Origin of the sequence: Paenibacillus sp. FSL H3-0457 (assembly GCF_037981725.1) — a bacterium.
GTDB classification, from domain to species: domain Bacteria; phylum Bacillota; class Bacilli; order Paenibacillales; family Paenibacillaceae; genus Paenibacillus; species Paenibacillus amylolyticus.
In genome coordinates, this window is sequence record NZ_CP150283.1 from 3,701,075 (window position 1) to 3,726,492 (window position 25,418).

At 41.6% G+C, this 25,418-nt stretch carries 21 protein-coding genes; 15 read left to right on the forward strand and 6 right to left on the reverse strand.

Annotated elements, in window-relative coordinates; all coding sequences use genetic code 11:
• Positions 1-52: 52 nt before the first annotated feature.
• Positions 53-757 (forward strand): hypothetical protein, encoded by a 705-nt coding sequence (locus MHH25_RS16350; RefSeq protein ID WP_340017532.1) that lies wholly within the window; start codon positions 53-55, stop codon positions 755-757.
• A 122-nt stretch (positions 758-879) separates the two neighbouring features.
• Here the strand turns inward: MHH25_RS16350 and MHH25_RS16355 are convergent, their stop codons facing one another.
• The 3 genes from MHH25_RS16355 to MHH25_RS16365 are packed head-to-tail and all read right to left on the reverse strand — an operon-like array spanning position 880 to position 3,809.
• Positions 880-2,187, reverse strand: coding sequence for a HAMP domain-containing sensor histidine kinase (locus MHH25_RS16355; RefSeq protein ID WP_340017533.1), 1,308 nt, complete (start codon positions 2,185-2,187; stop codon positions 880-882).
• The gene (locus MHH25_RS16360; protein ID WP_076317761.1) at positions 2,162-2,860 is read right to left on the reverse strand and encodes a response regulator transcription factor; all 699 of its coding nucleotides are present in this window, start codon (positions 2,858-2,860) and stop codon (positions 2,162-2,164) included. Before MHH25_RS16360 ends, MHH25_RS16355 begins: the two co-directional genes overlap by 26 nt.
• Positions 2,847-3,809 carry a phosphatidylinositol-specific phospholipase C/glycerophosphodiester phosphodiesterase family protein gene (locus MHH25_RS16365; protein WP_340017534.1) on the reverse strand — a complete coding sequence of 321 codons (963 nt, stop codon included), beginning with the start codon at positions 3,807-3,809 and terminating at the stop codon, positions 2,847-2,849. The genes MHH25_RS16360 and MHH25_RS16365 overlap by 14 nt, the downstream gene beginning before the upstream one ends.
• Positions 3,810-4,156: 347 nt before the next feature.
• Between MHH25_RS16365 and MHH25_RS16370 the strand changes: the two genes are divergently transcribed.
• Complete coding sequence (locus MHH25_RS16370) at positions 4,157-4,522, forward strand: nuclear transport factor 2 family protein (RefSeq protein WP_340017535.1); 366 nt, start codon at positions 4,157-4,159, stop codon at positions 4,520-4,522.
• 302 nt (positions 4,523-4,824) lie between these two features.
• On the opposite strand, the gene MHH25_RS16375 is transcribed toward MHH25_RS16370, so the two are convergent.
• Positions 4,825-5,394 carry a TetR/AcrR family transcriptional regulator gene (locus MHH25_RS16375; RefSeq protein ID WP_340017536.1) on the reverse strand — a complete coding sequence of 190 codons (570 nt, stop codon included), beginning with the start codon at positions 5,392-5,394 and terminating at the stop codon, positions 4,825-4,827.
• Between the two features lie 166 nt (positions 5,395-5,560).
• Here MHH25_RS16375 and MHH25_RS16380 point away from each other — a divergent pair, with 166 nt between their 5' ends.
• From MHH25_RS16380 to MHH25_RS16390, 3 genes are all read left to right on the forward strand, one after another.
• Positions 5,561-7,066 (forward strand): FAD-dependent monooxygenase, encoded by a 1,506-nt coding sequence (locus MHH25_RS16380; protein ID WP_340017537.1) that lies wholly within the window; start codon positions 5,561-5,563, stop codon positions 7,064-7,066.
• A gap of 423 nt (positions 7,067-7,489) precedes the next feature.
• Positions 7,490-8,914: a 6-phospho-beta-glucosidase gene (ascB, locus tag MHH25_RS16385; protein WP_036673607.1), complete on the forward strand. Its 1,425-nt coding sequence runs from the start codon at positions 7,490-7,492 to the stop codon at positions 8,912-8,914.
• A 133-nt stretch (positions 8,915-9,047) separates the two neighbouring features.
• Positions 9,048-10,220 (forward strand): MFS transporter, encoded by a 1,173-nt coding sequence (locus MHH25_RS16390; RefSeq protein WP_340017538.1) that lies wholly within the window; start codon positions 9,048-9,050, stop codon positions 10,218-10,220.
• 92 nt (positions 10,221-10,312) lie between these two features.
• Here the strand turns inward: MHH25_RS16390 and MHH25_RS16395 are convergent, their stop codons facing one another.
• Positions 10,313-11,065: a MurR/RpiR family transcriptional regulator gene (locus MHH25_RS16395; protein ID WP_076250570.1), complete on the reverse strand. Its 753-nt coding sequence runs from the start codon at positions 11,063-11,065 to the stop codon at positions 10,313-10,315.
• A gap of 415 nt (positions 11,066-11,480) precedes the next feature.
• Here MHH25_RS16395 and MHH25_RS16400 point away from each other — a divergent pair, with 415 nt between their 5' ends.
• The 6 genes from MHH25_RS16400 to MHH25_RS16425 all read left to right on the forward strand — a co-directional run bounded on the left by MHH25_RS16400 (position 11,481) and on the right by MHH25_RS16425 (position 18,620).
• On the forward strand, positions 11,481-13,343 hold the full coding sequence (locus MHH25_RS16400) for a beta-glucoside-specific PTS transporter subunit IIABC (protein ID WP_340017539.1): 1,863 nt from the start codon (positions 11,481-11,483) through the stop codon (positions 13,341-13,343).
• Positions 13,344-13,844: 501 nt separating this feature from the next.
• Positions 13,845-15,008 carry an MFS transporter gene (locus tag MHH25_RS16405; protein WP_338708964.1) on the forward strand — a complete coding sequence of 388 codons (1,164 nt, stop codon included), beginning with the start codon at positions 13,845-13,847 and terminating at the stop codon, positions 15,006-15,008.
• 582 nt (positions 15,009-15,590) lie between these two features.
• A complete protein-coding gene (locus tag MHH25_RS16410) occupies positions 15,591-15,836 on the forward strand; it encodes a hypothetical protein (RefSeq protein ID WP_340017540.1) in 246 nt (81 codons plus the stop codon).
• Positions 15,837-16,139: 303 nt separating this feature from the next.
• The gene (locus MHH25_RS16415) at positions 16,140-16,703 is read left to right on the forward strand and encodes a GNAT family N-acetyltransferase (RefSeq protein ID WP_340017541.1); all 564 of its coding nucleotides are present in this window, start codon (positions 16,140-16,142) and stop codon (positions 16,701-16,703) included.
• Between the two features lie 96 nt (positions 16,704-16,799).
• Positions 16,800-17,375 carry a TetR/AcrR family transcriptional regulator gene (locus MHH25_RS16420; RefSeq protein WP_036673614.1) on the forward strand — a complete coding sequence of 192 codons (576 nt, stop codon included), beginning with the start codon at positions 16,800-16,802 and terminating at the stop codon, positions 17,373-17,375.
• Between the two features lie 204 nt (positions 17,376-17,579).
• The gene (locus tag MHH25_RS16425) at positions 17,580-18,620 is read left to right on the forward strand and encodes an NADH:flavin oxidoreductase (protein WP_307412365.1); all 1,041 of its coding nucleotides are present in this window, start codon (positions 17,580-17,582) and stop codon (positions 18,618-18,620) included.
• A 290-nt stretch (positions 18,621-18,910) separates the two neighbouring features.
• On the opposite strand, the gene MHH25_RS16430 is transcribed toward MHH25_RS16425, so the two are convergent.
• On the reverse strand, positions 18,911-19,930 hold the full coding sequence (locus MHH25_RS16430; protein ID WP_340017542.1) for an alpha/beta fold hydrolase: 1,020 nt from the start codon (positions 19,928-19,930) through the stop codon (positions 18,911-18,913).
• 145 nt (positions 19,931-20,075) lie between these two features.
• Between MHH25_RS16430 and MHH25_RS16435 the strand changes: the two genes are divergently transcribed.
• From MHH25_RS16435 to MHH25_RS16450, 4 genes are all read left to right on the forward strand, one after another.
• On the forward strand, positions 20,076-20,984 hold the full coding sequence (locus MHH25_RS16435; protein ID WP_340017543.1) for a LysR family transcriptional regulator: 909 nt from the start codon (positions 20,076-20,078) through the stop codon (positions 20,982-20,984).
• 66 nt (positions 20,985-21,050) lie between these two features.
• Complete coding sequence (locus MHH25_RS16440) at positions 21,051-21,767, forward strand: class I SAM-dependent methyltransferase (protein ID WP_340017544.1); 717 nt, start codon at positions 21,051-21,053, stop codon at positions 21,765-21,767.
• 261 nt (positions 21,768-22,028) lie between these two features.
• Entirely contained in the window at positions 22,029-23,960 is a 1,932-nt protein-coding gene (locus MHH25_RS16445) for a fructose-1,6-bisphosphatase (protein ID WP_340017545.1), read from the forward strand.
• 190 nt (positions 23,961-24,150) lie between these two features.
• On the forward strand, positions 24,151-25,038 hold the full coding sequence (locus MHH25_RS16450; RefSeq protein ID WP_340017546.1) for a chromosome condensation regulator: 888 nt from the start codon (positions 24,151-24,153) through the stop codon (positions 25,036-25,038).
• The last annotated feature ends 380 nt before the right edge of the window (positions 25,039-25,418 follow it).

The following is a 25,418-nucleotide window of genomic DNA, read 5'->3' on the forward strand; positions in this document are numbered from 1 at the left end:
GTTTTATTTATAATCACTTCATAAGAACAAATCACACATTTATGGAGGGATCATGATGAAATTGATAAACAAAGCAACAGGTGTTATCGTACTAGGTGCTCTACTAACGGTGGCATTAGCGGGCTGTCAGTCCAATGATGCTACGCCCCCAGCAACCGGACAGAACACAGCGAATGAACAGAGCAAAGGCGAAGGAGCAACAAATGCTAATGCGCCTGCTTCCGAAAGTTCTGAAGAAAAGGGTACTGAAGCTATTAAGGAAGGTTCCATGGAGAAGGAAGGCAATGTGGTGCTAAAGGAGCTTGCTTTTGTCTATAATGAGCACACCATTGCGATTTCGGATACAGCGAATGAAGATCAGATGGAACAGATGCTGGGCAAACCGGAGAACCTGAAATCTCATACTTATAGTGCTGATGATGGAACAAACATGGATACGTTAATCGGTTTTACAGAAAAGGTCTATACGTATCCTGGTCTGGAGATTAAAACAATCAGTATACCAGAGGGAAAACAAGACTCCATCTTTCATATCGAAATCACAGATCCTAAGTACACGACAGCACGAAACATTAAAGCAGGAGATAGCCTGGATACACTCAAAAACGCCTACCCTGAAGGGAAACTGCTTGGTGATGGAGCTCCAGATGAAGAGGATGACTTCCGTTACGAGCCATCCAATTATGTGGATGTGATGTCGTTCCATATCAAGGATGCCAAGGTGGAGAGCATTCAGATCTACAGCCTTCTGGACTAATATTTAGGAATCGATGTTGGTAAGCCATTCATACGATTCACCTTTAGTACCTGATAAAAATGAAAAGTTAACCCTCATACTCCTGAAAAGGAGCATTGAGGGTTAACGTAGTTTTAGGACTTTTAAATTAAGCGCTGCTTGGGCAAATGCAGAATAACGTTGAATTGATCACCATGAATTTCAATTTTGATCTCCCCGCCGTGCAGCTCAACGATACTTTTCACAATGGACAGCCCTAGGCCGGAGCCTTCTGTCTGGCGGGATTCATCTGCTCTTTTGAAACGTTCGAACAACTCTTCCGCAGCAAAATCAATCTCATAAGCAGCAGTATTTTGAATTTTGAATAGCACCAGATCATCAGACTCGTTCAAATAAATATAGATTCTGGTTCCCGGAAGCGAATATTTCTGCGCGTTGCCAATTAAATTTTCGAATACACGCCAAATTTTATTGCCGTCCAAATGTGCATGGATCGGGAATTTCGCAATCCTCTCCCGAATCACAGGCGACGCTTGTCCTATACTGGTGTTGGACTCGGCAATCGCCTGTGTCAACAATGTCGCGACATCGACGTACTCAATATCCAGCTCTACTGTACCGCTGGCCATCTTTGAGATTTCGAACAGGTCTTCAATCAACAGCTTCATCCGTAGCGCCTTCCGGTCCAGGGTTTCAATATAGGATCGGGTGGTCTCTGTAGACAGATTTTCTTTTTTTAATAAATCAACATAGTTGATAATAGAAGTAAGTGGGGTCTTCAAATCATGCGATACGTTGGTAATCAGCTCTGTTTTTAACCGTTCGCTCTTCATCTGATTCTCCAGCGCGCTTTGATACCCGGCTTTCATATTGTTAATATAACCAGCAAGCTTGGATAGATCATCCTTGCCGGTATCCTGAATTGTGTTCTGAATGTTCCCTTCGGCAATCTCTTTGCTCCCGTTGATAATGGCGATGAATCTTCTAAGCTTGGAAAGTATATATGGAACCAAGAACAGCACGTAGAGCAACAAATAAAGTAGAAGCCACCCCTGTCCGTAATATGTGACTGCCTGCCAAATACAAATGCCGGCCATCGCGGTTAGCAAAAGCATCATGATGAGGCCAAACGTTAGTCTCCAGTTTTGTAAACTGGCTCTAAGACCGGTTCTCCAAATATGAAAGTAATCCATCAGCAGACTGCCATGCCAGAAGGAACGACTATTATGGGGTGCCTTAAAATAAAGAAACAGTCTGCTTGCCAGCAGGCAAAGAATAATAATGGCAAGCAGTGCCTGGATGTAACTTGAAGTTGAATAGCTCAGACTCAACCCCGTGTATGAATACCTGTTTATGAGCACGAGGCTCCATAAAATCGCGGCGACAATGATGACAATAAGGTCAATTGGAACCTTCCGATCGGCTTTATTTTTTCTCGATTTTGTATCCAATTCCCCATACCACCTTTAAATATTTTGGGTCTTTGGGATTGATTTCAATTTTTTCACGAATGTTTCTCACATGTACGGCAACCGTATTCTCTGAAGTGAAGATCAGTTCATTCCACACGCGCTCATAAATCTCTTCGATTGAGAAAACTCTGCCCTTGTTCTCCATCAGCAGCTCCAAAATTTTGTATTCTTTCGGGGTCAATCTGACGTCCTCTCCATCTATCTCAACAGTCTTCGAGCTTTTGTTCAGCACGAGTCCTCTTACTTGAATGAGCTCATCCCCGTTTGACTGGAAGGAACCTAAATTCGTAAACCGGCGCAGCTGAGATCGGACTCTAGCGATCAGCTCTAGAGGATTGAACGGTTTCGTAATATAGTCATCAGCCCCAACGTTGAGTCCCAAAATCTTGTCGCTATCTTCTGACTTGGCGGAAAGCATAATGATCGGTATATTTTTGTTTTCACGAATTTTAAATGTCGTTTTAATTCCATCGAGCTGTGGCATCATGTTGTCCATGATAATAAGATGAATGGTTTTTTGTTCAAGAATTTCCAGCGCCTCCAATCCGTTAGAGGCAGTTAATACATCCACATCTTCGCTTTTCAAATAAATAACGAGCGCTTCTCGAATTTCCGGTTCATCGTCTACAACAAGAATGTTATTTATAGCCATTATTTCTCACCTTCATCACGATATTTCTTATATTTACTAATCCGGAACTCATGTATTCCGAAAATTCAACATGGCCTGGGGGAGCGTCTGCAAGCATCAGCTCCTCTGGTGATTTTTCCTGATCCGTGTAAAATCCATGCACCCCGAACCTGGACAGAATCTGCATAACCGGTCTGCTGTTGACGGTGTGAACATAGCTTTTTACCCCAAACTTATGTAGTGTTGGAACTAAATTGGGGTTTAGATACACACGGTATACAGGCATGGCGACCGCTGTCAGTTGTTTGTCCCTTACGAATTCTACAATACTTTCGGCGGAGGCGCCAGTTTTGTAAAGTGAATATATTTTGTTTGGAAAGGGGTGGATCCCCATAACCGTGTCATACATTTCCGGGCTGAAAATTTCAGGTATAATCCGGTTGAGCAGTGCAGGATCCGTACGTCGAACCTCATTGACTAGATGCGCAAACTGCTGCTGAATTTGCTCTTTGCTGCCTGCTTTCGTATCCACAATTAAGTCAAAATCAGGATATTGCTTCATCATCTGCAGTATGTCCGGCAGGGTAAGAGGGCGGAATCTTCCCATAATAAGCGAGTTTGCAAACTGAAGCTTTGTTACGTTTCGTCCGCGATGAGTGGACAAATCCGGCTGTAGCTTCTGCGACCAATCATGTCTGGCTACAAGTTTCCCGTCCGTCGTCTGCACCAGATCAACCTCGAACAAACGGTACCCTCTATTGTAATTGGTTATAAACGCCTCATAAGAATTGGTGTAGCTAGCCCCGTTAACTCCACCAAATGCATGTGCAATAAGCCTATTCTCCTGCCAGCCGCTGGTGCCAAATGTAGAGTCCGGCTGATTCTGACCTGTCCTAACAAGCCCCCAGTTGAACCAGATCATTCCTGCCGTAATGACTATGAGTAAGGTTAACATCATCGTTTTCTTCATTCGTTGTGCTCCTTCGTTATCCCGATGTAAGACATACTACAGGACGCAAATGAAGAAGGAGTCGTATAAAAACGAAGGAATTTATGAAGTTTTTACATTTCACTACCAAACGAGATTTCTTCACTGAAGAGAAGACATTCACAGTCACAACTTTCCGCCTAGTCACGCCCACCGTATGCACTGTTCAATGACCCCGAATGAAATGAAATTGGTACTTCAGAGTTTAAGAAGAGTTTTGGTAATCAACAAGTATTAACAGATCTGAATTTTCAATTTGAAAAGGATAAATTTATGGCCTTACCGCTGGCAATACTACCAACTCTCTGAACACCGATGCAAACATCACGATGTTAAATAATTATTATCGCTTGTTTGATGCATCTCGCACTGACGATCGGGCTATGAAGGACTTGTTATCCCTGTTCACGCAGAATGCTGAAATTGTTTCAAACGGTAGCAGTCGTACAGGATTCGAGGTGGTTATTAAGACTTTTTATGAATACAATAAAGACATTAAACATATGTCGGATGCATGGGTTCTTCAGCCCGACGGCAGTTATCGAACTAACTGGGCAGTATGCGGGCAAGCAGTAGATGGCACGGTGTATGCGAAGGCGGGTATAGATATTATGCGTGTGAACGAGTCAGGGCAGATCGTGTATCTGAAGAACGTGCAGACGACTGAAGATGCTTACAATGAATATAACTCGTAAGATGAATATAGGTGGTTGTTACTTCATAGGCCTCTGGTAAGCAACCATTGCTAGTTTGCTACATAGTAACCCATTTTTTTGATCAGTAGACATAATTTTATCGACTTATATTTTAGATTCACAGCATCTGTGGCCTTCAACCGAACTATCCTAAAACTAAAGAAACCGATGGGACTTTACATAAGTAAAATGCCCATCGGTTTTTATTTTATCTCAACAATAAGATACCTTCTTATTCTGGTGGTGAAAATAGGTCAGGCTGGATAACTTGGCTAGGTACGTCGCGTAGAGTGAGCTTCATGCTAATCTAACATGATTTTCTCGTTAACCATTTGATAGTAATACTCATCCATCTGTTCTGCCGTAACATCTTCTTCAAGATGATATATCCACCACGTCACAAGTAAACTAATGACCCCTGAATGATATTCGGCTAAGAGTTCTATGGGAGGTGAAAATGGTTTACCTCTTCTTTTTAATTCCAGAAAATCTCTTCTGGATATATTTCCGATATAGTTTTTGAAAAAGTCAGTAAATCCCTTGTCATTCTTCTGGTTTTGAACAATCGGCTCCAGTAAATTCTCCAACATGAATCTAGATAGGCTTTGCAAGGGCTGCCGAAGCCGATCTTCTATACTCATTTGTAAATAATCCTGGAGAACCCACGTGAGGGTAGCGGACAACAGCGCAAATTTATCCTCAAAATGTTTGTAAAACGTTGTACGGTGAACCATCGCTTTGTCACATATCTCATTAATCGTGATATTGCTGAATAGTTTGCCTTGCTCAGATAACAGATCTTTAAAGGCCGTAATTAACAATTTATGAGTCCGGGCAACTCTTAAATCAAGTTTTTTTTCAATGATTTTCATCTACACCACTTCCATATCGTAGTTTAACTATATACCAACGCTATATTGATTCTTACTATAAAAGAAATTTTAATTATATATTGGTATTATAAGTAATATTTTGATTGATCTACAAGTGTAGAATAAAATCTAATTTCTTAGAAAGGATGAATCTTCGGTGTCTGACATGAAAAAAGCTGTGGTGATCGGAGCAGGGATTGCTGGATTAATTACTGCAAGAATGTTAGCCGATTATTATGAGGAAGTATGTGTGATTGAGAGGGATGAATTCCCTTCGGAGCCAAATAACCGGCAGGGGGTACCTCAATCTTTTCATCCACACCGTGTACAACCACGCGGCGCGCTGATTATGGAACATTATTTCCCAGGTTACAATGACGAATTGATAGAATTGGGGGCCATCTCTTCACATGATGAGAAGCTTATAGTTACTAATCGATACGGTACATTAGTTAACAAGGAGGATCCTTCTTCATTCAAAATTGCATCGTGCAGCAGAGCTTTGCTGGAATGGGTGCTGCGCAAGCGAATCCAAAATATCCCTCATATAAGCTTTTTAACAAGTATGGAAGTTACCGGACTCATCGTATCTGAAGACCAGCATGCTGTTACAGGCATTTATACCAGAGAAAGAAGCGGTGAAAAAAGGGAAGACCAACTTCCAGCGGATATGGTTATTGATGCCTCAGGACGTTCTTCCAAATTGATTAGGTGGCTTGATAAAATAAGGTTGAATGTGCCAGAACCAGAAGTGCTAAAGGTATCTCTTGGTTATAGCACTCGTTATTACAAAATAAAATCCTCTATTCCAAATGAATTCGTGATGTCTGATTCAGATCCTGAGCAAGGTATTCGTGCAGGCATATTTACGCGCATTGAAGATGATATCGCTGGACTCATTCTTTTCAATGCTGGAGGGGAGGAGTATCCTTCAACTCAGCCAGAGGAGTTTCAAGAACAACTCAAACATTTGTTTGCTTCAGATAAAATTGTGGAGTTGATGGAGCAGTTAGAGCCATTGCAAGGGCCTAGGGGGTACCGTATTTCCGAGTCTGTTCGCCAGCATTTTGAACTCATGGAAGATTGGCCCTCTGGTTTACTCGTCCTTGGTGATGCATTTTGTAGCTTTGATCCTATTCATGGACAAGGTATCACCGTTGCTGCGATCGAAGCTGAGACTATAGGAAAATGTTTGGAAGCACAGCGCTTGCATCCCGATCCGCAGTTTGAACGGAACGTATTGCTGCGTATGCAGCAGGCCATCGATCCGGCTTGGTGGCTTAGTTCCGTGGCTGACCTGCGTTGGAGAGGGGTAGAACATGGTGGGCCTTATGAACTGAAAGGAGTGGATTTTGCTCAGAAATATATCAACTTATTTACGAAGAAAGCGATGAAAGAAGCGGATCAGGAAAAAGATAACCATCTCTTTTTTATGCAATTCCTGATGAATGCTTTGATCCTTCCTCCAAGTGAATATTTCAAAGCGGATGTCCTGGACATGATTTTGAACGACAATGGTTCAGAAGAAGAAATGGAATTAAGAGCAGCGCTTCGTATCCAGGATCCGGAATTGTACCAGCAAAAATTAGATGAGGTATTTCCATTATTCCAACTGGACTATGATGAAGAGATTAAGAAACTGCTGGAAACTCTTCAGCCTGCGATGAGCTAATAAAACAACTTAAAAGCTGTGTGTAGGGGTGAGTACAACCACCACAACTAATAGTCGAGAAACCCAGGTGATTCATAGACCTTGGGTTTCTTTCATGTTTGAATGAGGACGTACAATTGAATAACGAGGTGACGGTGCTCGCAAGTGAGGAGGCTGCACCCTGTTTGACCGGAGCCATTCCGCTTATTAAAAGTAAAGTTACCCTCGAGCTAGCATGCAGCAACCCTTTGAAACACTGTGTTACTTTTATGTTACAAATGTGAATCTGTGATACCTTGAACTAAATACGAAATAACATATATTTTATGAATTAATCTATGTAACATAAGTTGTGCAAACAAATACATGATAAAAAAACCGATAAAGCGGGATTCGTTTTTATCCAGATCAGCTGAAGGTTTAAAAGAAAGGTGGGCTTACTAAATGAGTCAAACATTTCAATTTCCTAATGGTTTTTTGTGGGGCGGTTCCGTCTCTGCGAACCAAATTGAGGGTGCATATCTAGAGGACGGGAAAGGACTATCCATTTCGGATATCATGCCGCACGGCATTCAGACACCTCCAACAACAGAACCAACAGAGGAGAATATGAAGTTAATCGCAATTGACTTCTATCATCGATACAAGGAGGACATTAAACTCCTTGCCGAAATGGGTTTCAAAGTTTTCCGCACGTCTATCGCCTGGTCCAGAATCTTCCCCAAAGGGGATGAACTTGAGCCAAACGAAAAAGGCCTCCAATTTTACGACAACCTTTTTGACGAGTGCCGGAAATACGGAATTGAACCTCTAGTTACGATCTCTCATTATGAGACTCCTCTACATCTCGTTAGGGAATATGATGGCTGGGCGAATCGAAAAATGATCGGTTTCTATGAACGGTATGTGCGAGCCATTTTCGACAGATATAAAGACAAAGTGAAGTATTGGCTTACATTTAACGAGATTAATTCTATTCTGGAACACCCGTTTGTGGGCGGCGGGATTAACACGCATGCGGATCAACTTAGCAAACAGGATCTGTACCAAGCGGTTCACCACGAGTTTGTTGCAAGTGCTCTGGCGGTTAAAATAGGGCATGAAATTAACCCTGATTTCAAAATTGGTTGTATGGTCATTGCTATGCCGATTTACCCATTGACTCCTGACCCTAATGATATGATCAAAGTGATGGAAGCTGATCATAAGAATACAGGTTTCACGGATGTCCATGTGCGTGGTTACTACCCAGGCTACATGAAACGTTATTTGAAAGATAACGGAATTACCATTCATTTTGAACCTGGCGATGAAGAAATTCTGAAAAATACCGTTGACTTTATTTCCTTTAGCTACTACCAAAGTAGTTGCGAAACGGCTGATCCAGCCAAGCAAATTAAAGGAGAAGGAAACCTGATTGGTGGTGTTCCTAATCCACTCTTGACCGCGAGTGATTGGGGCTGGCAGATCGACCCTCAAGGCTTAAGGTACATCATGAATGCGATGTATGATCGTTATCAGAAGCCATTATTCATCGTTGAAAATGGATTAGGAGCCGTAGATGAACTGATTACGGACGGAAATGGTAATAAAACCGTTATTGATGATTATCGCATTAAATATTTGAAGGAGCACTTGCTTCAAGTTGCTGAAGCCATTCAAGATGGTGTTGAATTGATGGGATATGCATCATGGGGTTGTATTGACTTGGTTAGTGCAACAACTGCAGAGATGAAAAAACGGTACGGATTCATCTATGTGGATCGTCATGATGATGGTTCAGGAACATTGGAACGCTATCGTAAGAAATCCTTCCACTGGTATAAAGATATCATTCAGAGCAACGGGAGCAGCTTGTTTCGTGAATAGCAACAGGTGCTGATGTTGGAATACGTATATTACAGATTAGCGTACAGGCCTACAGAATAAATTAAGAAAGGGCCGCCAGTCAGCGGCTCTTTCTTAATTTAATATTGATATTTGAACGATTAGGGAGCAAAATATGAGAAAAAAAATGTTTTTAATAATTGCATTATTTGTTGCTACATTGAATTTGCGCCCAGCTATTAATTCTATATCTCCGCTGCTAGATACGATTCGGGAAGATCTGGGGATGAGCGCTGCACTAGCCAGTTTGCTAACTTCTATACCTGTACTGTGTATGGGCGTATTTTCACCTTTTGCCGTCAAAGCAAGTGGGAAATGGGGAATAGAACGAATTATTGGATATTCCCTGATTGTGGTGGGAATCGGAATAGGCACTCGGCTATTTACACAGTCTACGTTCGTTTTACTTTTATCTGCATTGATCGTAGGTATCGGGATCGCTTCGATTGGCCCGTTAACTTCAGGTTTTATTAAAAAGTATTTTCCCGATCATGTGCCATCCATGATTGCACTCTATAGTATTGCGATCACTGTAGGGGCTGCAGTTAGTTCAATGGTATCCATTCCCTTAGAGGCATACTTCAATTCTTGGCAGACAGCGGTAGGAGGGTGGGCATTAATTGCCTTTGTGGCAGCGATCGTTTGGTGGATCATGGTGAAGCCGCGGTCTGAATCTGTTCATGTGAGTGAAATAAAAGAACGTCCGCAAATTAAACTTCCTTGGGGAAATAGAAGCGCATGGACGCTTACGCTTTCATTTGGATTAATGGCTATGTTGTTTTATTCTTTTACAGCGTGGCTCCCGTTAATGATTCAGGAAATGGGGTATAGCAAATCCTATGCAACGCTTTGTCTGACCATATTTGTTGTAATCCAAATCCCGATTAGCTTTATACTTCCTGTATTATTGAAGAACTTTCCCTCAAGAAGAGTATGGATGGTTGGTGAATCTCTGTTCATGATTGTTGGTTTGATTTTATTGATGATGAATTTCATACCGATGGTTTCCGTTGTACTCTTTGGGGTTGGAGCAGGGGGCTTGTTCACTTTAAACCTGATGTTACCGATTGATTCTACAACCAATGTGAACGATGCAACTTCCTGGTCAGCGATGCAGCAATCTGCCGGGTATGTTATTGGAGCGATGGGTCCAATATTGCTAGGTTGGATTCATGATGCTTCCAATAGTTTCACACCTGCTATGATTGGAATGATTGTGATCATCATTCTAATGATTATGACGCAAATTGCAGCAACACGAGGAAAAAAAGTAATGGAAAGCGTCTAACGTAGTCATCCCATAGAGAGTCATTAAGACTGAAAAGAGAGCCTAGAGGGCTCTCTTTCTGGTGCGTGTTTATAAAAAGATCGGGTTCTCTCTCATAGCTCTAATTCTGTATTTACCATTTCTTTGAAAACCTCTCGTCCCAGCCATTCTAAAAGGAACGCAACTGGAACCTGAGTGGTGATGTTAGTGGATTCATAATACTCTTCTTTTACATAATAAGGGATATTCACATCTGATATTTTAGCCATGGTGGATTGGCGATTGTTTGTTATCGCCACAATTTTATTTTGCTCCTGCTTGATCCGTTGGAGATAAGGTAGAACATATGGGTTTTCACCTCGCGTAGATAATGCAATCGTAACGCTGTCTTTTTGCATTTTGATATGAACAGGATAATGAGGATCTTTTATGTACACGGAGCATATCCCTAGATTTGAGAAAAATCGGGCTCCATACTCACCCATTATTCCGGAGCTCCCGATACCAATAAAAATGACGCTACTGGCTTTAGCAATTAATTTTGCTGCCGTTTGAATTTTTTCCTCCAATTCAGGAGATTGAGAACGTTCAAAAAACTCATACACAGCATGATGTGGACTTTTTAACTCCTGCTTCGTTAGTTTACCCTTTTGGGAAATGAGCATCTTAAGTTTTACTTTAAATTCCGAAAATCCCTCACATTGATTCTTTCTGCAAAATCGCATAATGGTGGCTGTAGATACATGAGTTTCATCGGCCAGCTCTCTAATCCGCATGTACGCCACTTTTTCCATGTTCTGAGAAATATAGTTATATAAAGATAATTCCAATTCATTATAGGATGAGATTTGTTCACTGGTGAACATGGATATGCACTCCCTTAGACCATAATAAAAATAATAGGTAACCTGCTTAGGCAGTATACATTACCTGTATTCAAAAAACAACACGTTACATTTTTGTTACAAAAATCATTTCGTGTCAAAGGAAACTAAACACTTAAACAATATATATTTTCTTCTCTGTTCTGAGTAACATGACGTTATAACATATGTTTCGCACTTCCATTATAACTGGCTAACGCGTCCATGGTCAGAGAACGAAGGTGGCAACGAATAAACCAACCTACCCTTAACTAGTTCCAGTTTCAAGCTTGTTGAGCTTCCTTAGTCTGCTTAAGAATGTCACAATAGCTGTCATATGAAAACATAATGAGTTTGTTTTGCCATCCTCAAAATTTTAGCTTTACTACCTTAATATACGTCGAAGGAGCCTTACATCATGGATAAACAACAATTGTCCAAAGATATTCTCAAACTGGTTGGTGGGGAAGAGAATATCGATCAAGTTACGCACTGTATGACTCGACTCAGATTCAATCTAAACGATAACAATCTAGCAGACAGAACGACGTTAAAAAACACACCTGGCGTTATGGGTGTAACGGAAAACGGTGGACAGTTTCAGGTGATTATTGGCAATGAAGTTTCCGAAGTGTACAAAGCACTAGTGAACAATATGAGCATGAAGCCTAACGGAGAGAGTGCTCCAAAAGGTGGAAAGAAACAAAGAAATCCGATCAGCTCATTATTTGATTTCATCTCGGGCATGTTCACGCCAATCCTGCCAGCAATTGCTGGCGCAGGTATGATCAAAGGGATCGTGTCCATTCTGGTGGCTCTTGGTTGGATGACGAATACAAGTTCAACCTATATCATTTTGTCTGCGGTTGGCGATGGCGCATTCTACTTCCTGCCCATTATTCTGGCCATTAGTGCTGCGAAGAAAATGGGGAGCAATGTTTATGTAGGTGCTGCACTAGCGGCTGGTCTCATGCATCCAACCATTACAGCGTTGCTTCAAGAGGGTAATACTTCGTTTGCAGGCATTACGGTTATTGCCACATCCTATGCATCATCGGTTATTCCCATCGTCATTGCAATCTGGATCGCTGCTTACGTGGAGAGAGCGATTGACCGCATCACTCATTCTTCACTGAAACTGATTGTTGTACCAACTGTTACGTTACTCATCATGGTACCACTAACCTTGATCGCGATCGGGCCACTGGGTGGCATTATTGGAAACGGTTTATCTGGGGGTATCAGATGGTTATTTGATAACGTATCCATTTTGGCAAGTATCTTGATTGGTGGCACAATGTCTGTGCTGATTATTACAGGCATGCATTATGCACTGTTGCCGCTTGCAGTTGGTTCGATTGCAACACTTGGTTACGATTTTATCGTTCCGTTAATGTTCGCAGCTAATATGGCCCAGGGTGGTGCTGCATTTGGTGTGGGCTTCAAGTCTAAAAACACCCAAACCAAATCACTTTCATATTCTACAGGACTGACCGCTCTTATGGGAATTACGGAGCCTGCCATGTACGGAATTAACATGAAATTAAAAAAACCATTTATTGCAGCGCTCATTGGGGGCGCAGTCGCTGGGGCGTTTCTGGGAACCTTTTCTGTTAAAGCCTATTTCATTAGCACTGTAGGTCTTCCGGGAGCTGCCTCATATGTCGGTCCAGACATTAGCAACCTGCTCTTTGCACTGATTGCTGCTTTAATTGCATTCGTTGTAGCTAGCGTAATTACTTATTTTCTGGGCTTCCAGGAAGAGGCAGCTGCACCATCAGCAATATCCACAACTACACCTGTAGTAACTGAAGACACTACATTACAGGATCAACAAATATTCAGCCCCATGAATGGGGAAGTTAAGCCACTTAGCCTAGTGCCAGATCCTGCTTTTTCAGAAGAAATGATGGGTAAAGGATTTGCCATTCAACCTGCTGAAGGACGTGCAGTATCTCCGGTTAACGGCACAGTAATATCTGTGTCCAAGAGTGGACATGCTATTGGTCTCGTAAGTGATCTTGGCGCAGAGATGCTGATTCACATCGGTATTGATACTGTAAAGCTGAAAGGCCAATATTTCTCACCAAAGGTACAGACAGGAGCTAAAGTATCCGTAGGCGATCTATTGATGGAATTTGACCGTGAAGAGATCGAAAAAGCGGGTTACAATATGATTACCCCGGTCATTATTACGAACATGGTTCAATATACCGATGTCCAATCGGCTGGGCGTACCACAATTAATAAAAAAGAATTGATGTACACAGTCAAAGCCTAATTTGGTGTTATTAATAGCGGCAGTGATTCCAAGTTATTTCTGGAACGCTGCCGTTTTTGTCATGGTGCTGCATAGTAAAACCAAAAAAATTGTTCTTTCTACATAATATTAAAAAACACTGCGTTACTTTTGAGTAACAAATGTGATCTCATGTTAATTCAAACTAAAATGCCAAAATGTATATATTTATTTGAATAATAAAAGTAACATAAGTTTTGCAAAACAAAATTTATTACAGACGGATAGGTAGGATTACTCTGAATATGGAGAAATCTCTTATGGAGTTAACACTGAAAGGTGGAACACACAAATGAGTCTAACCATTCAATTAGCGGCTGTTTTAATGTGGGAAGGTCTTTAGCTACTAATTCAATAGAAGGGGCATATATAGAAAATGGTTTTGTCCCAGATGAGTGAATGTAGAATATTTATTTTAGTGAATAGTTAATTAATCTATTTTTCTAGAAATACAGAAATAAGAAGGTGCAATTGTTGAAAAATATGTGGAAAATATATTTATTAGCTGTAATTAGTTTTCTTAATGGCGCATCAGAATATGTTATTGCCGGGATCCTAGACAAAATTGCTGAATCTAGCAACATTTCAGTTTCTTCTGCTGGACAGCTAATTACAGTGTTCTCTATAGCATTTGGCGTAGGTACTCCTTTTTTAATTGCTTTCACATCTAAATTAGATCGAAAAAAACTCTTAGTTTATGCATTAACTGTATTCTCTGTTATTAACATTTTAATTGCAACGATAACAGGATATGAGATGCTTATCGTAGCTAGAATTATTTCAGCACTTAGTGCCGGTGTTATTCAGGTTACGCTCCTTACTCTTGCTGCGGTTTTGGCTGCTCCAGGAAAGCAAGGCAGTTCAATTGCTACTGTTATTATGGGAAATAGTACGGCATTAGTTATCGGTGTACCCATAGGCAGGGTTGTAGCTTCCCATTATGATTGGAACATCATATTTATTGGTCTTGGAGTAATAGGACTTATTCTCTTATTCCTAGCGCTGCTGATCATACCCAAAGTAGTTGCTGAAGAAGTTGTTCCTTTGCGTGATCAGTTTAAATTCATCATGCAACCGCGTATCGCAGCAGCGTTACTGATTACGTTCGTGTGGTTAGGCTCATATTCCATTTTATTTACGTACATTTCACCGTATCTCCTTGATATATTTAGCATGAGTGATCAAGGTGTAACGGTAGCCCTGTTTATATTTGGTATCGCTAGTGCTATTGGTTCCAAAATAGGAGGACTCAGTACAGATAAATGGGGTACATTCCGTACCCTAGCTGGTGGAATGATACTCCACGCCACTGCATTACTGTTGTTCCCGTTTATAGGCCAATCCATATTTCTTCTATATATATTACTTATTTTCTGGGCAATAGCAGCCTGGTCCTCAGGTACGCCGATCCAATTTCAGCTTATAAGTCTCGCTCCCGCTGCTTCAGGCATTGTACTTAGTTTGCATAGCGCGATTGGACAAGTTGGAATGGCTGCCGGAGCTGGTATCGGGGGTATTGCTGTCAACCACAGTTTGTTGAACTACATCCCATGGATCGGTGCGCTTGCCCTTGTGATTGGCATCGTAACAACGTTGCTTGATAACTCTCTATCTAAAAGAAAACAAACGAAAAAATCTTTGCAATAAATAAACACTTGTATCATCTTCGTTTGTTACATGCCTCTTAACGATGTATAAAACCTTCTATAACAATAAGAAAGCAGCTGACCCAAGTGATCAGCTGCTTTCTTTGTTTTATAATTCATAACTCATTAACCCAATGATAGTAGGTCCAACTGCACCAAAGCTTGATGTGATGGGATTAAGTTCACAGCGAATGAAGTCAAGCTTATCGACGGTTTCCGCATACATTTATGTTCCGATTGAGGCGAGTACTAACCTCCAAGCCTTGTTACACCACAACTAACAATTCTCAAATTTGCATCTTTCATCTGATAATAGGAAAGTATTTATTTCATCGTATAGCAAAGTAAATCAACTGGAAGAGAATTATGTCGAGTTATTAGAAGAATTTTTTATTTGGTCGATATGAACAACAATCCTTAGCGGCAAATTTTCCATCAGTTATTGAAAACTATTTTAGGAAATATCTTAAAGGAGAAAAATTTTTGTTAAACTAAGGAGTAGGTTAGTGTAATTTCCCGTTTTAGATAACGTTATAATATAAACAGAGTTCAAGACATGAATACAATAAATGGAGGGGTAGGATTGAACAAGTATGTGTTACATATAGTTGTAAGTGTAATTTGCATATTGTTACCTGCTGTTGGTCTCTTATATGTTTTGTGGGATAGCCACCAACCCAAAATAGGACCTGTAGGAGACGGAAAACCGAATTATCCTTCAATATCTCAATGGATATCTATTGGCTCTTCTTTTATTCTTGGAGTAGTTAATTTACCTCTTTCCATAATTCGATATAAACAAAAGGCTAAAGAAGATATTAAAAGTTAATGCTTATTACGCTAACGGGCAGGATAGATGAATTTTGTGAATATACGCCAGGTATGCGAACGATAAAAATATAAACTTTTAAGATTAAAGACATGCTACAGTCTTCAGAATCGCAGAATTCGTCAAAGGAAGTACGATCGCAGAAAAAAGAGGTCGAACCCGTCCGAATTTTATGGCTATCAGCCCTTCGATGGTGAAGTGCCTTCATGCACAAGATACGATCATAATCCATTAAACCGGAAGGAATATCTCTTACATGTCTTGAATCACGATAAATCTGAATTAAAGCTGGAGGCGAATGAGATGCTGGAATTAGAGTTTACGACTATAGAGGAGTGGGATGAAGCATTCTGGGCGCGGATGGAGCGAATCTATCATGAGGCTTTTCAAAGCGGCGCTAAGACAAAAGCGATTCTGCGCAGTATGCTGGACCGGAAGATTGGTTATTTACACACAGGCGTGCATCATGGAGAAGTGGTTGCGATGGCTGTTACTGGACTGGAGGGGAAGGTTGCGGACCGCATCTTGATCATCGATTACCTCGCGGTTGAACAGAAGATGCGTGGGTGGGGCATAGGGACCTGGATGCTGGAGCAGCTCAGAGCCTGGGCGTTAAGGGAACACCGGATCAAAGGTATGATTATCGAGGCGGAGTTCGGGACAACGGAGGCTCATCAGAAACGCATTCAGTTCTGGCAACGCAACGGGTTCATCCTAACCTCCTATGTCCATCAATATAGAATGGTACCAGAGCCATATCAGGCAATGATGCTGCCACTGGATACAAGTACGCATGTGCCTGATGATGGTGAAGCACTGTTTCGTTATATTAATGCTTTTCACAAGGTTGCTTACCGGAAGAGTTAGACCGCATTCAATGGACCTGCAGGAAATTACCGTAGAGATTAGGATGTAAAATGATCAATTCTTGACTGCGTGGTCAATAACTGATACATTAATCCCATGAGCAGACCAAGAGAATTTGATGTCGATCGTGTATTACACCAGTCTATGGAAGTGTTCTGGAATCAAGGCTTCAAAGCAACTTCTTATGAGGACCTTACGCGTACTACAGGAGTCAAAAAGCAAAGTTTGTACTGTGTTTTTAAAGACAAGCGATCGTTGTTCCTGAAGGCGCTGGCAATTTACCGTGAACAGGTTATAGCGAAACTGAAAGAGATTGAAGCCCTGGATTCGTCTCCCGTTGATAAACTGGATACCTTACGATATTCCCTTTTAGACGATGAAACTAGCTGCCAAGGGTGTCTAATTGTGAATGCATCACTCGAATTCGGAACAGATGACGAGCAGGTCACACGCGAAGCTGAGCTCATGGCAGAAGAGATTCAACTGGTATTAGAGAAGATCATAAGTAGTGGCCAGAAACAACAGTTAATTTCCAACCGATATACGAGTATAGAGCTTGCTTCTTATCTAAATAACACCATTCTTGGTGTGAGAGTTATGGAGAAATCAGGTTCATCCCGTGAACAGATCGAGACGGTTCTGCGTACTTCATTTGGCATGATCATGTCTTGATCTTTTTTTTGTGAAATTCTTGACTACGAAGTCAAAAATAATTGAAGGCGGATTAATACACCACGAAACCTTGAAGGAGGTGGGGCTTTTCGATAAAATCGTGTATTGATTCATTTGGAAATAACGTCTAGCTGTTAACCAGGCTGGTTGCTGTTTAACATCTCCTAGGTCAATTTATATAAAACGAAATATGTGGAGGTTATTATGAATTATTCTCAATCCGTAGAAGCATTGTTCCAACCTATAGAGTTAGGTCACTTGAAGTTATCCAATCGGATCGTGATGGCGCCGATGACGCGTCAATTTTCTCCGGACGGTATCCCGGGTTCGAATGTTGCGGGCTATTACCGCCGCAGAGCAGAGAACGCAGTGGGGCTTATAGTGACGGAAGGGACAATAATTAATCATCCTGATGCATCCAATCAAGCCAATGTGCCGCACTTTTATGGTGAAGCTGCAATGAATGGTTGGGCACATGTTGTATCTGAAGTACATGAAGCTGGCGGTCGAATTATTCCACAGATCTGGCATATGGGAGCCAAAGGTCATGTTAATGATTATTCGGAAGCTGAGATTGCTACAATCGTTCAGGAATTCGCACAAGCAGCCTCAGAAGCGAAACGCGTTGGGTTCGATGGTGTTGAAATCCATGGAGCACACGGCTATCTGATCGACCAATTCCTGTATGAGAAAACCAACTCTCGTACGGATCGTTACGGTGGAGATATGATGGCTCGCACACGTTTTGCAGTTGAAGTGATTGAGGCTTGCCGTAAAGTAGTGGGATCGGAATTCCCGATTGTACTGCGTTTATCTCAGTGGAAGACAGATGATTATCAGGCTAAATTGGCTGAAACACCTGAATTACTGGAGCAGCTTCTCGCACCGTTGGTTCAAGCTGGAGTCGATATCTTCCACTGTTCCACACGTCGTTTCTGGGAGCCGGAATTCGAAGGGTCTGATCTGAATTTTGCTGGATGGACCAAAAAACTGACTGGTAAACCGACAATCACTGTTGGATCGATTGGTCTTGATGGTGACTTTACAAGTCTGTTCACAGAAGGTAAAGGCGCAAGTAACGCCGGTATCGAGGGATTGGTACAACGACTTCAGAATGATGAGTTTGATCTGGTTGCTGTAGGCCGTGCTCTTCTAGTCGACCCTGAATGGGTTAAGAAAATTCAAGAAGGACGTACTGATGATCTGGTTCCATTCACAAGAGAGGCGATGACTGTACTTACTTAATTGCAGTTATAATCCTTAGGAATATGTATTAATCAAACACACCTTCAAGATCATCTTGGAGGTGTGTTTGTAATGGCAACCAGAGTGAGTTATCCGGTGGAATTAAAGATGAAAGACATAGAAATGAGACTGGCAGAGGATGCAAAGAAACATCGGAATAAGATCCTCAACTTCATTATTGCTGGTTCCTTAATTTCTACATCATCACTCAACAACACCACTGCTTGGGGGAGCTCTCCCTCCGAAAGATCAATGCTTCTCTTCACTGAGTTCCCAACGCAAGTGACGATCTATTCATTAATGCTAAGTGACAACAAGTGTTTTAGATTGTCATCAATAAATTGATTATCGGCACTGTTGATTCCACGACCGGCAAAATGGCCCCAGATCGATTGGATTGGTTTCAAGACAGCATTAGGTATACGCTTAGCTTCGTATTCGTTATCGGCCGCTGTGCAGAAGAGATCCGTGCTTCCCGGCATGATACAGGCATAAGCTTTTATGCTCTGAAGTGCTTTATCAAAGTCTCCGTTATAGGAGGGGTTTGCACTGATATCTGCATGTTGTCCTGTCCATAACATGGCCAGAACATTATGCGGATCCATATTCATAAAGCTATTTTCCCAAACACCAGCTACAAAATCCTCCAATGTGTCAAATCCCATCTCACGGTAAAGCTCTTCTCTATAAAATGCATGTGATAGTCCCCATCCCGCATACACCCGACCAACGGCACGCATGTCTGTAGAACTTAGATGGTTTAATTTACTTGAGTCGAAGCCGACTGCAGATAGCAGTGAAGCTTTCACGCCTTCCAGGACCACAAATGTGTGAGGCCAAGGTTTGGCGATGCCTCCGAAAGGTGCAATTCGTTCAACCATCTCCGGGTAACTTGCCCCCCATTGAAATGCCTGAATGCCGCCCATTGACCACCCGACGACGAGAGCAATCTTTTGAATACCGAATTTTTCGGTCAGCAGTTGGTGCTGGAATCGTACGTTATCATAGATGGTTACCTGTGGAAAGTTAGCCCGATCGAATGGAGGAGGCGTGTTACTGGGAGAGGAAGAGAGTCCATTGCCCATCAAATTCGGAACGATAATAAAATATTTCTCTGGATCCAGTGCCATCCCGCTGCCAATGAGCCATTCATTCTGAATATGCTGATCTCCAAAAGCCGTTGGATAGACAATGACATTGTCTTTCTGTTCATTTAATTTTCCGTAAGTTTGATAAGCGAGATAAGCGTTTGGTAACGTCACTCCTGATTGTAAGAGTACATCACCCAAATTAAAAATTTCATAATCCATCGTATAATTGCTCCCTTCAAAATGAAAAACCACATGTTCACTGTGATCTCTTGTACTCAGTATAGAGCTGTGATACTCTCAATAAAAGTGAATAGAATTCATAATAGTATTCAATAAAATTGAAAGATGAAGGGGGGATCATCGGATGGAATTGCGTCAACTGAATACGTTTTGTACGGTTGCAAAAACATTGAATTTCACGCGGGCAGCAGAAGTGCTGAGCTACGTTCCTTCCAACGTCACGATGCAAATTAAAGCATTGGAAGATGAACTTGGTGTTCGCCTCTTTGATCGGTTGGGCAAGCAACTCGCGCTCACAACTGCGGGTAAACGCTTTTTAACACACGCCCAAGGCGTTCTCGAAAAAATGGACGAAGCTCGTAGTGCTGTCCATGATAATGAAAAACTAAGTGGAACCTTAACGATAAGTGCGAATGAGGTTATTTGCTCCTATCGGCTCCCACCTGTCTTCCAACGGTTTCGTTCGCAGCATCCGGGAGTTCGCTTAATTTTCCGCTCAGTTCCGAATCAAGAGCTCAAGCAAACGCTCTTTGAGGGAACCACGGATATTGTTTATATGTTGGATGAACCCATTCGCTCGAGTGGACTTTCCGTGGAACCTTTGCTGGAAGAACATTTCCGATTGTTAGCTGCTCCAGATCACCCACTCGCCAAACGAACTGTGCTGCAATTGGAAGATTTTCATGATGAAGTGTTCCTGACAAATGAGAAGGGTTGTCCCTATCGAACGATGTTTGATCGGTCATTTGAGAAAGAGGGCATTGATAACATTACATATTTAGAGTTTCAAAGTGCTGAAGCCATTAAACAATGTGCAATTTCAGGAATCGGTATTGCCTTTCTTCCTGAGATCGTCGCGGAATCTGAAGTTGAACGTGGAGAACTTGTTGTCCTCCCCTGGCAAATTCCGGACTTGCAGGTATATACACAGATGTTGTGGCATAAAGACAAGTGGCTTTCACCAATGATGTTATCTTTTATAGAAGCAACCAGGGAAGTTTTTGGTTCACAGAGTAAGAATAAAACCGTATAGCTTATGTACGAGACATCAAACTGTTGAGCACAGTAAAATGCTGTTGAAAGTGAGGAGACATTATTTATGATTCCATTAGTATATGACCAGATTAACCATTGGGGAAAAGACGATGAATTTTTCCTTTCATTGTTAAAGAGATTACAAGTAGAATCTATAGCTGACCTGGGCTGTGGAACAGGAAGATGGACTACTCATCTTGTTCAGTACGGTTATAAAATTACCGCTATAGATCCCAATGAAGAAGCGATTGAAATAGCGAGAAGTAAAGATAATTCTGAAAGTGTGGAATGGATTATAGGTGATAGTGCAGATTTACAAACCAATACCTATGATGCGGTAATTATGACAGCGAATGTTGCACAGGTATTTCTTACAGATGACAGCTGGAAACGAGTAATCTCAGACGTATTCCGATCCCTAAAAATCGGGGGTCACTTTATTTTTGATACAAGAAACCCTTTGGTAAAAATATGGGAAGAATGGGAGAAGGACAAAACTCCTGACTTAGCTAAAGATAGACTAAGCGGAGATCCTTTAGAAATTTATACAGAATATGAAGGGTTTGAGGGAGATATTTACACTTTCTATGAAATTGTAAAAAATACCAAAACAGACAAAGTATTAGTTCATGAAAAAATGCAGCTGAGGTTTCGAAATCAAGAAGAATTCAATGAATCGCTGAAACAAATCGGTTTTTCAAAAATTAAAACATATGGTGATTGGGAATTCAAACAAGCAAATTCTCAGAATAGATCGTTTATTTTTCATTGTGTAAAATAGCATTTAGTAAAAAAATGTCGAGGGACCAGAACATTATCCCATTGAACACAATTCTAATTCCTAAAATAACTACAAACATTGTTTATTCAAATCCATTCAATGAAATTTGTTCATATATGATGAACTGGAGTATGATGGGGAAAGGCGATGCTGATAATTACCATGTAATCAATGCCAAGTATAGAGTGTAATTTGATATAGGTCTAAAGCTTTTGGACCCGGCTATACAACACCATACTTCCTTGAAGGGGGACATCTGTTTTGGATGAGCAGTTTCTAGATTTATTGGCCGAGAAATATGATACGGAAGAAAAAATCATAACAGAGATCATCAACCTTGAAGCGATCTCCAATCTCCCTAAGGGAACCGAGCATTTTGTCAGTGATTTGCATGGGGAGTTTCAGGCTTTTCAGCATGTACTACGAAACGGTTCAGGTACCGTCAAAGAGAAAATCAAAGAATTATTCCGGGAGGTTTGGACGGACCAAGAAATCAATGATTTTGCGGCGTTAGTTTATTACCCGGAAGAAAAAATTCAGCTGGTTATAGGGGAACTGAGCAATAAACAGGCTTTGAACCAGTGGTATAGACTGACAATTGAACACATGCTTAAGCTTATTTCTTATGCCTCTTCCAAGTATACACGCTCAAAATTGCGTAAAGCTCTGCCAGAGCAATATGTATATATTGTAGAAGAGCTTCTATACAAGACGGATTCGACCAACAATAAGGATCCTTATTACGAGGAAATATATCGGCAAATTATATCTTTGGGCCAGGCGGACAATCTCATTATCGGCCTTGCCTATACGACACAGCGCCTGGTGGTTGACCATCTTCATGTGGTTGGAGATATCTATGACCGGGGGCCGTACCCCGATAAAATTATGGATACGCTGATCAACTACCATTCTGTAGACATACAGTGGGGGAACCATGATGTCCTCTGGATCGGAGCCTACGCAGGTTCTCTAGTCTGCCTTGCGAATATTATTCGGATCTGCGCCAGATACGATAATCTGGACATCATTGAAGATGTATACGGAATCAATCTGCGCCCACTGCTAAACCTGGCGGAGAAATATTACGAAGACAATCCGTCCTTCAGACCTAAGTTACAGGCTGGACATAATGTATCGGAGCAGGAAATTCTGCAGATCACCAAAATTCACCAAGCCATTGCCATGATTCAGTTTAAACTTGAAAGCCCGATTATCAAGAGACGCCCATACTTTAATATGTCTGAAAGACTTTTGCTGGAGCAGATTGATTACGACAACAATGAAATCAACATCTGCGGTAAAACGTACCACCTGGAAAACACCTGTTTCGCAACCGTAAATCCGCAGAAGCCCGAACAATTGCTTGAGGAAGAACGCCAGGTGATGGAAAAGCTGTTGTTTTCCGTTCAGCATTCCGAAAAGATGGCCAGACATATGAATTTTCTCATGAAAAAGGGCAGCCTTTATTTAAAATACAACGGGAATTTGTTAATCCACGGCTGTATTCCTTTGGATGAAGAAGGAAATATGGAAGAAATGCAGATTGAAGACAAGACATATGCGGGCCGTCAATTGCTTGATGTTTTTGAAGATTATTTACGTTACGCCTTTGCGCATCCGGAAGAGACAGAAGATCTGGCGACGGATATGGTATGGTACATCTGGACAGGAGAATGTTCCTCGCTCTTTGGAAAGAGAGAAATGACCACTTTTGAACGGTATTTTATCCAAGATAAAGAAGCACATAAAGAGAGAAAGAATCCTTACTACCATTTACGTGAAAATGAAGAGATCTGTCGAATAATCTTGCAGGAGTTTGATTTGAATCCAGATCATGGACATGTCATTAACGGGCACACGCCAGTCAAAGAAATTAGTGGAGAGAGCCCTGTTAAAGCAAACGGAAAAATGATCGTGATTGACGGCGGTTTTTCCAAAGCCTATCAATCCACAACGGGCATTGCCGGATATACCTTGTTGTACAATTCCTTTGGCATGCAGCTCGTCGCCCACAAGAAATTTAATTCAAAAGAAGATGTGTTATGTAACGGAACGGACGTGTTATCTCTAAAAAGATTGGTGGACAAAGAACTGGCGCGGAAGCTGGTGAGGGAAACCAATGTCGGAGAAAAGCTGTTGCAGAAAATTTCAAATTTGAAGGATCTATTAGACTATCGCTACATGAAATGAAACGATTGCTAAAGTACACATTCGGATCAACCGTTTGAGTGCAATATGACATAGACGCTCGTATTGGGCAGGGAACTAATAATACCCTGCCTGTGCGAGCCTTTCTTTTGTAACATGCGATTTAACAACAAACTTTATGACTTACAGTTGAACTATCGGCGGATTTTCAATTGGTGGAGGGGAGAAAGATATGGACTACAATTCACGGAATGAAGCGGTTTTTGAGACGAAACGGTTCCGTAACTGTACCATAGCGGCGGGTCGTCGTCATACCGTTGCTCTTATATCTGACGGAACAGTAACAGCTGTGGGTGATAATAAATATGATCAATGTAAGGTAAGCGATTGGTGCCATATTGTCGCAGTTGCGGCTGGTAATGTTCATATGGCTACGAACACCGGTAATGCCCATACCGTTGGTCTTAAATCTGATGGTACGGTAACTGCTATAGGTTGGAATAAGCATGACCAATGCAATGTAAGTGAATGGCGCGATATAGTAACCGTTTCGGCAGGTTGGTGCCGTACGGTTGGGGTTAAATCAGATGGCACCGTGGTTGCGGTGGGGCGAAATAATGAAGGGGAATGCAACGTGAGCAGCTGGCGCGACATTGTATCGGTCACGACGGGTGACTGGCATACAGTTGGTCTAAAATTAGACGGAACGGTAACAGCAGTTGGTAACAATAAATATAACCAATGTAGCGTAAATGACTGGGACGACATATTGGCTGTTGCGGCAGGGTATCTTCATACGGTGGGGCTCAAATCGGATGGCACGGTAGTGGCTGTGGGAAGAAATAATGATGGTGAATGCGACGTAAGCGGTTGGCGCGATATTGTAGCAGTTGCAGCGGGGAGTTATCATTCCGTTGGTCTTAAGTCCGACGGTACAATGGTTGCTGTGGGTTCGAATAAACATCACCAATGTGATGTACGTGGCTGGTACGAAATTCGAGCTATTTCTGCGGGGTGTGCCTATACAATTGGACTGAAATCGGATGGTACGATGGTTGCTGTAGGTGATAATGATTATGGACAATGTGATGTAAGCGGATGGAGTAACATTCAACCATAAAATACTACGAAAGCAGCAGCTGATGTCGGCTGCTTTTGTTATTTGTCGTGGGACAAGAACATGGTTTTATTGCCCATTTGATGGATGTATATCATAGAGGAGTAGTAGAGTGTGAGCACTGTAATGTGCTGGAAGAGGCATTGTTTGACTTCTGGAATGTGAAACCGGGGGTAGATCCGGGTGAAAGTAAATATACCAATGAGACGATAGCTCAAACAACAAGGAGGCAACCGATCAACGTGATCGGCTGTTTTTGTTTAACTAACTTTGTGAATGAAAACTGTGTTTACAGGTGGGAGTTCAAATGCTGGAGAAGCTGGTGTGACTTAGTATGATTTGAATCCATCACTTCGTCGTGGTCTACTATAAATATTTACCTC

Bases quoted from the DNA above. Each gene is read 5' to 3' on its own strand.
- MHH25_RS16350 (WP_340017532.1), top strand. From the start codon at position 53: ATGATGAAATTGATAAACAAAGCAACAGGTGTTATCGTACTAGGTGCT.
- MHH25_RS16360 (WP_076317761.1), bottom strand. From the start codon at position 2,860: ATGGCTATAAATAACATTCTTGTTGTAGACGATGAACCGGAAATTCGA.
- MHH25_RS16365 (WP_340017534.1), bottom strand. From the start codon at position 3,809: ATGAAGAAAACGATGATGTTAACCTTACTCATAGTCATTACGGCAGGA.
- MHH25_RS16370 (WP_340017535.1), top strand. From the start codon at position 4,157: ATGTTAAATAATTATTATCGCTTGTTTGATGCATCTCGCACTGACGAT.
- MHH25_RS16375 (WP_340017536.1), bottom strand. From the start codon at position 5,394: ATGAAAATCATTGAAAAAAAACTTGATTTAAGAGTTGCCCGGACTCAT.
- MHH25_RS16380 (WP_340017537.1), top strand. From the start codon at position 5,561: ATGAAAAAAGCTGTGGTGATCGGAGCAGGGATTGCTGGATTAATTACT.
- ascB (WP_036673607.1), top strand. From the start codon at position 7,490: ATGAGTCAAACATTTCAATTTCCTAATGGTTTTTTGTGGGGCGGTTCC.
- MHH25_RS16390 (WP_340017538.1), top strand. From the start codon at position 9,048: ATGAGAAAAAAAATGTTTTTAATAATTGCATTATTTGTTGCTACATTG.
- MHH25_RS16395 (WP_076250570.1), bottom strand. From the start codon at position 11,065: ATGTTCACCAGTGAACAAATCTCATCCTATAATGAATTGGAATTATCT.
- MHH25_RS16400 (WP_340017539.1), top strand. From the start codon at position 11,481: ATGGATAAACAACAATTGTCCAAAGATATTCTCAAACTGGTTGGTGGG.
- MHH25_RS16405 (WP_338708964.1), top strand. From the start codon at position 13,845: ATGTGGAAAATATATTTATTAGCTGTAATTAGTTTTCTTAATGGCGCA.
- MHH25_RS16415 (WP_340017541.1), top strand. From the start codon at position 16,140: ATGCTGGAATTAGAGTTTACGACTATAGAGGAGTGGGATGAAGCATTC.
- MHH25_RS16420 (WP_036673614.1), top strand. From the start codon at position 16,800: ATGAGCAGACCAAGAGAATTTGATGTCGATCGTGTATTACACCAGTCT.
- MHH25_RS16425 (WP_307412365.1), top strand. From the start codon at position 17,580: ATGAATTATTCTCAATCCGTAGAAGCATTGTTCCAACCTATAGAGTTA.
- MHH25_RS16430 (WP_340017542.1), bottom strand. From the start codon at position 19,930: ATGGATTATGAAATTTTTAATTTGGGTGATGTACTCTTACAATCAGGA.
- MHH25_RS16435 (WP_340017543.1), top strand. From the start codon at position 20,076: ATGGAATTGCGTCAACTGAATACGTTTTGTACGGTTGCAAAAACATTG.
- MHH25_RS16440 (WP_340017544.1), top strand. From the start codon at position 21,051: ATGATTCCATTAGTATATGACCAGATTAACCATTGGGGAAAAGACGAT.
- MHH25_RS16450 (WP_340017546.1), top strand. From the start codon at position 24,151: ATGGACTACAATTCACGGAATGAAGCGGTTTTTGAGACGAAACGGTTC.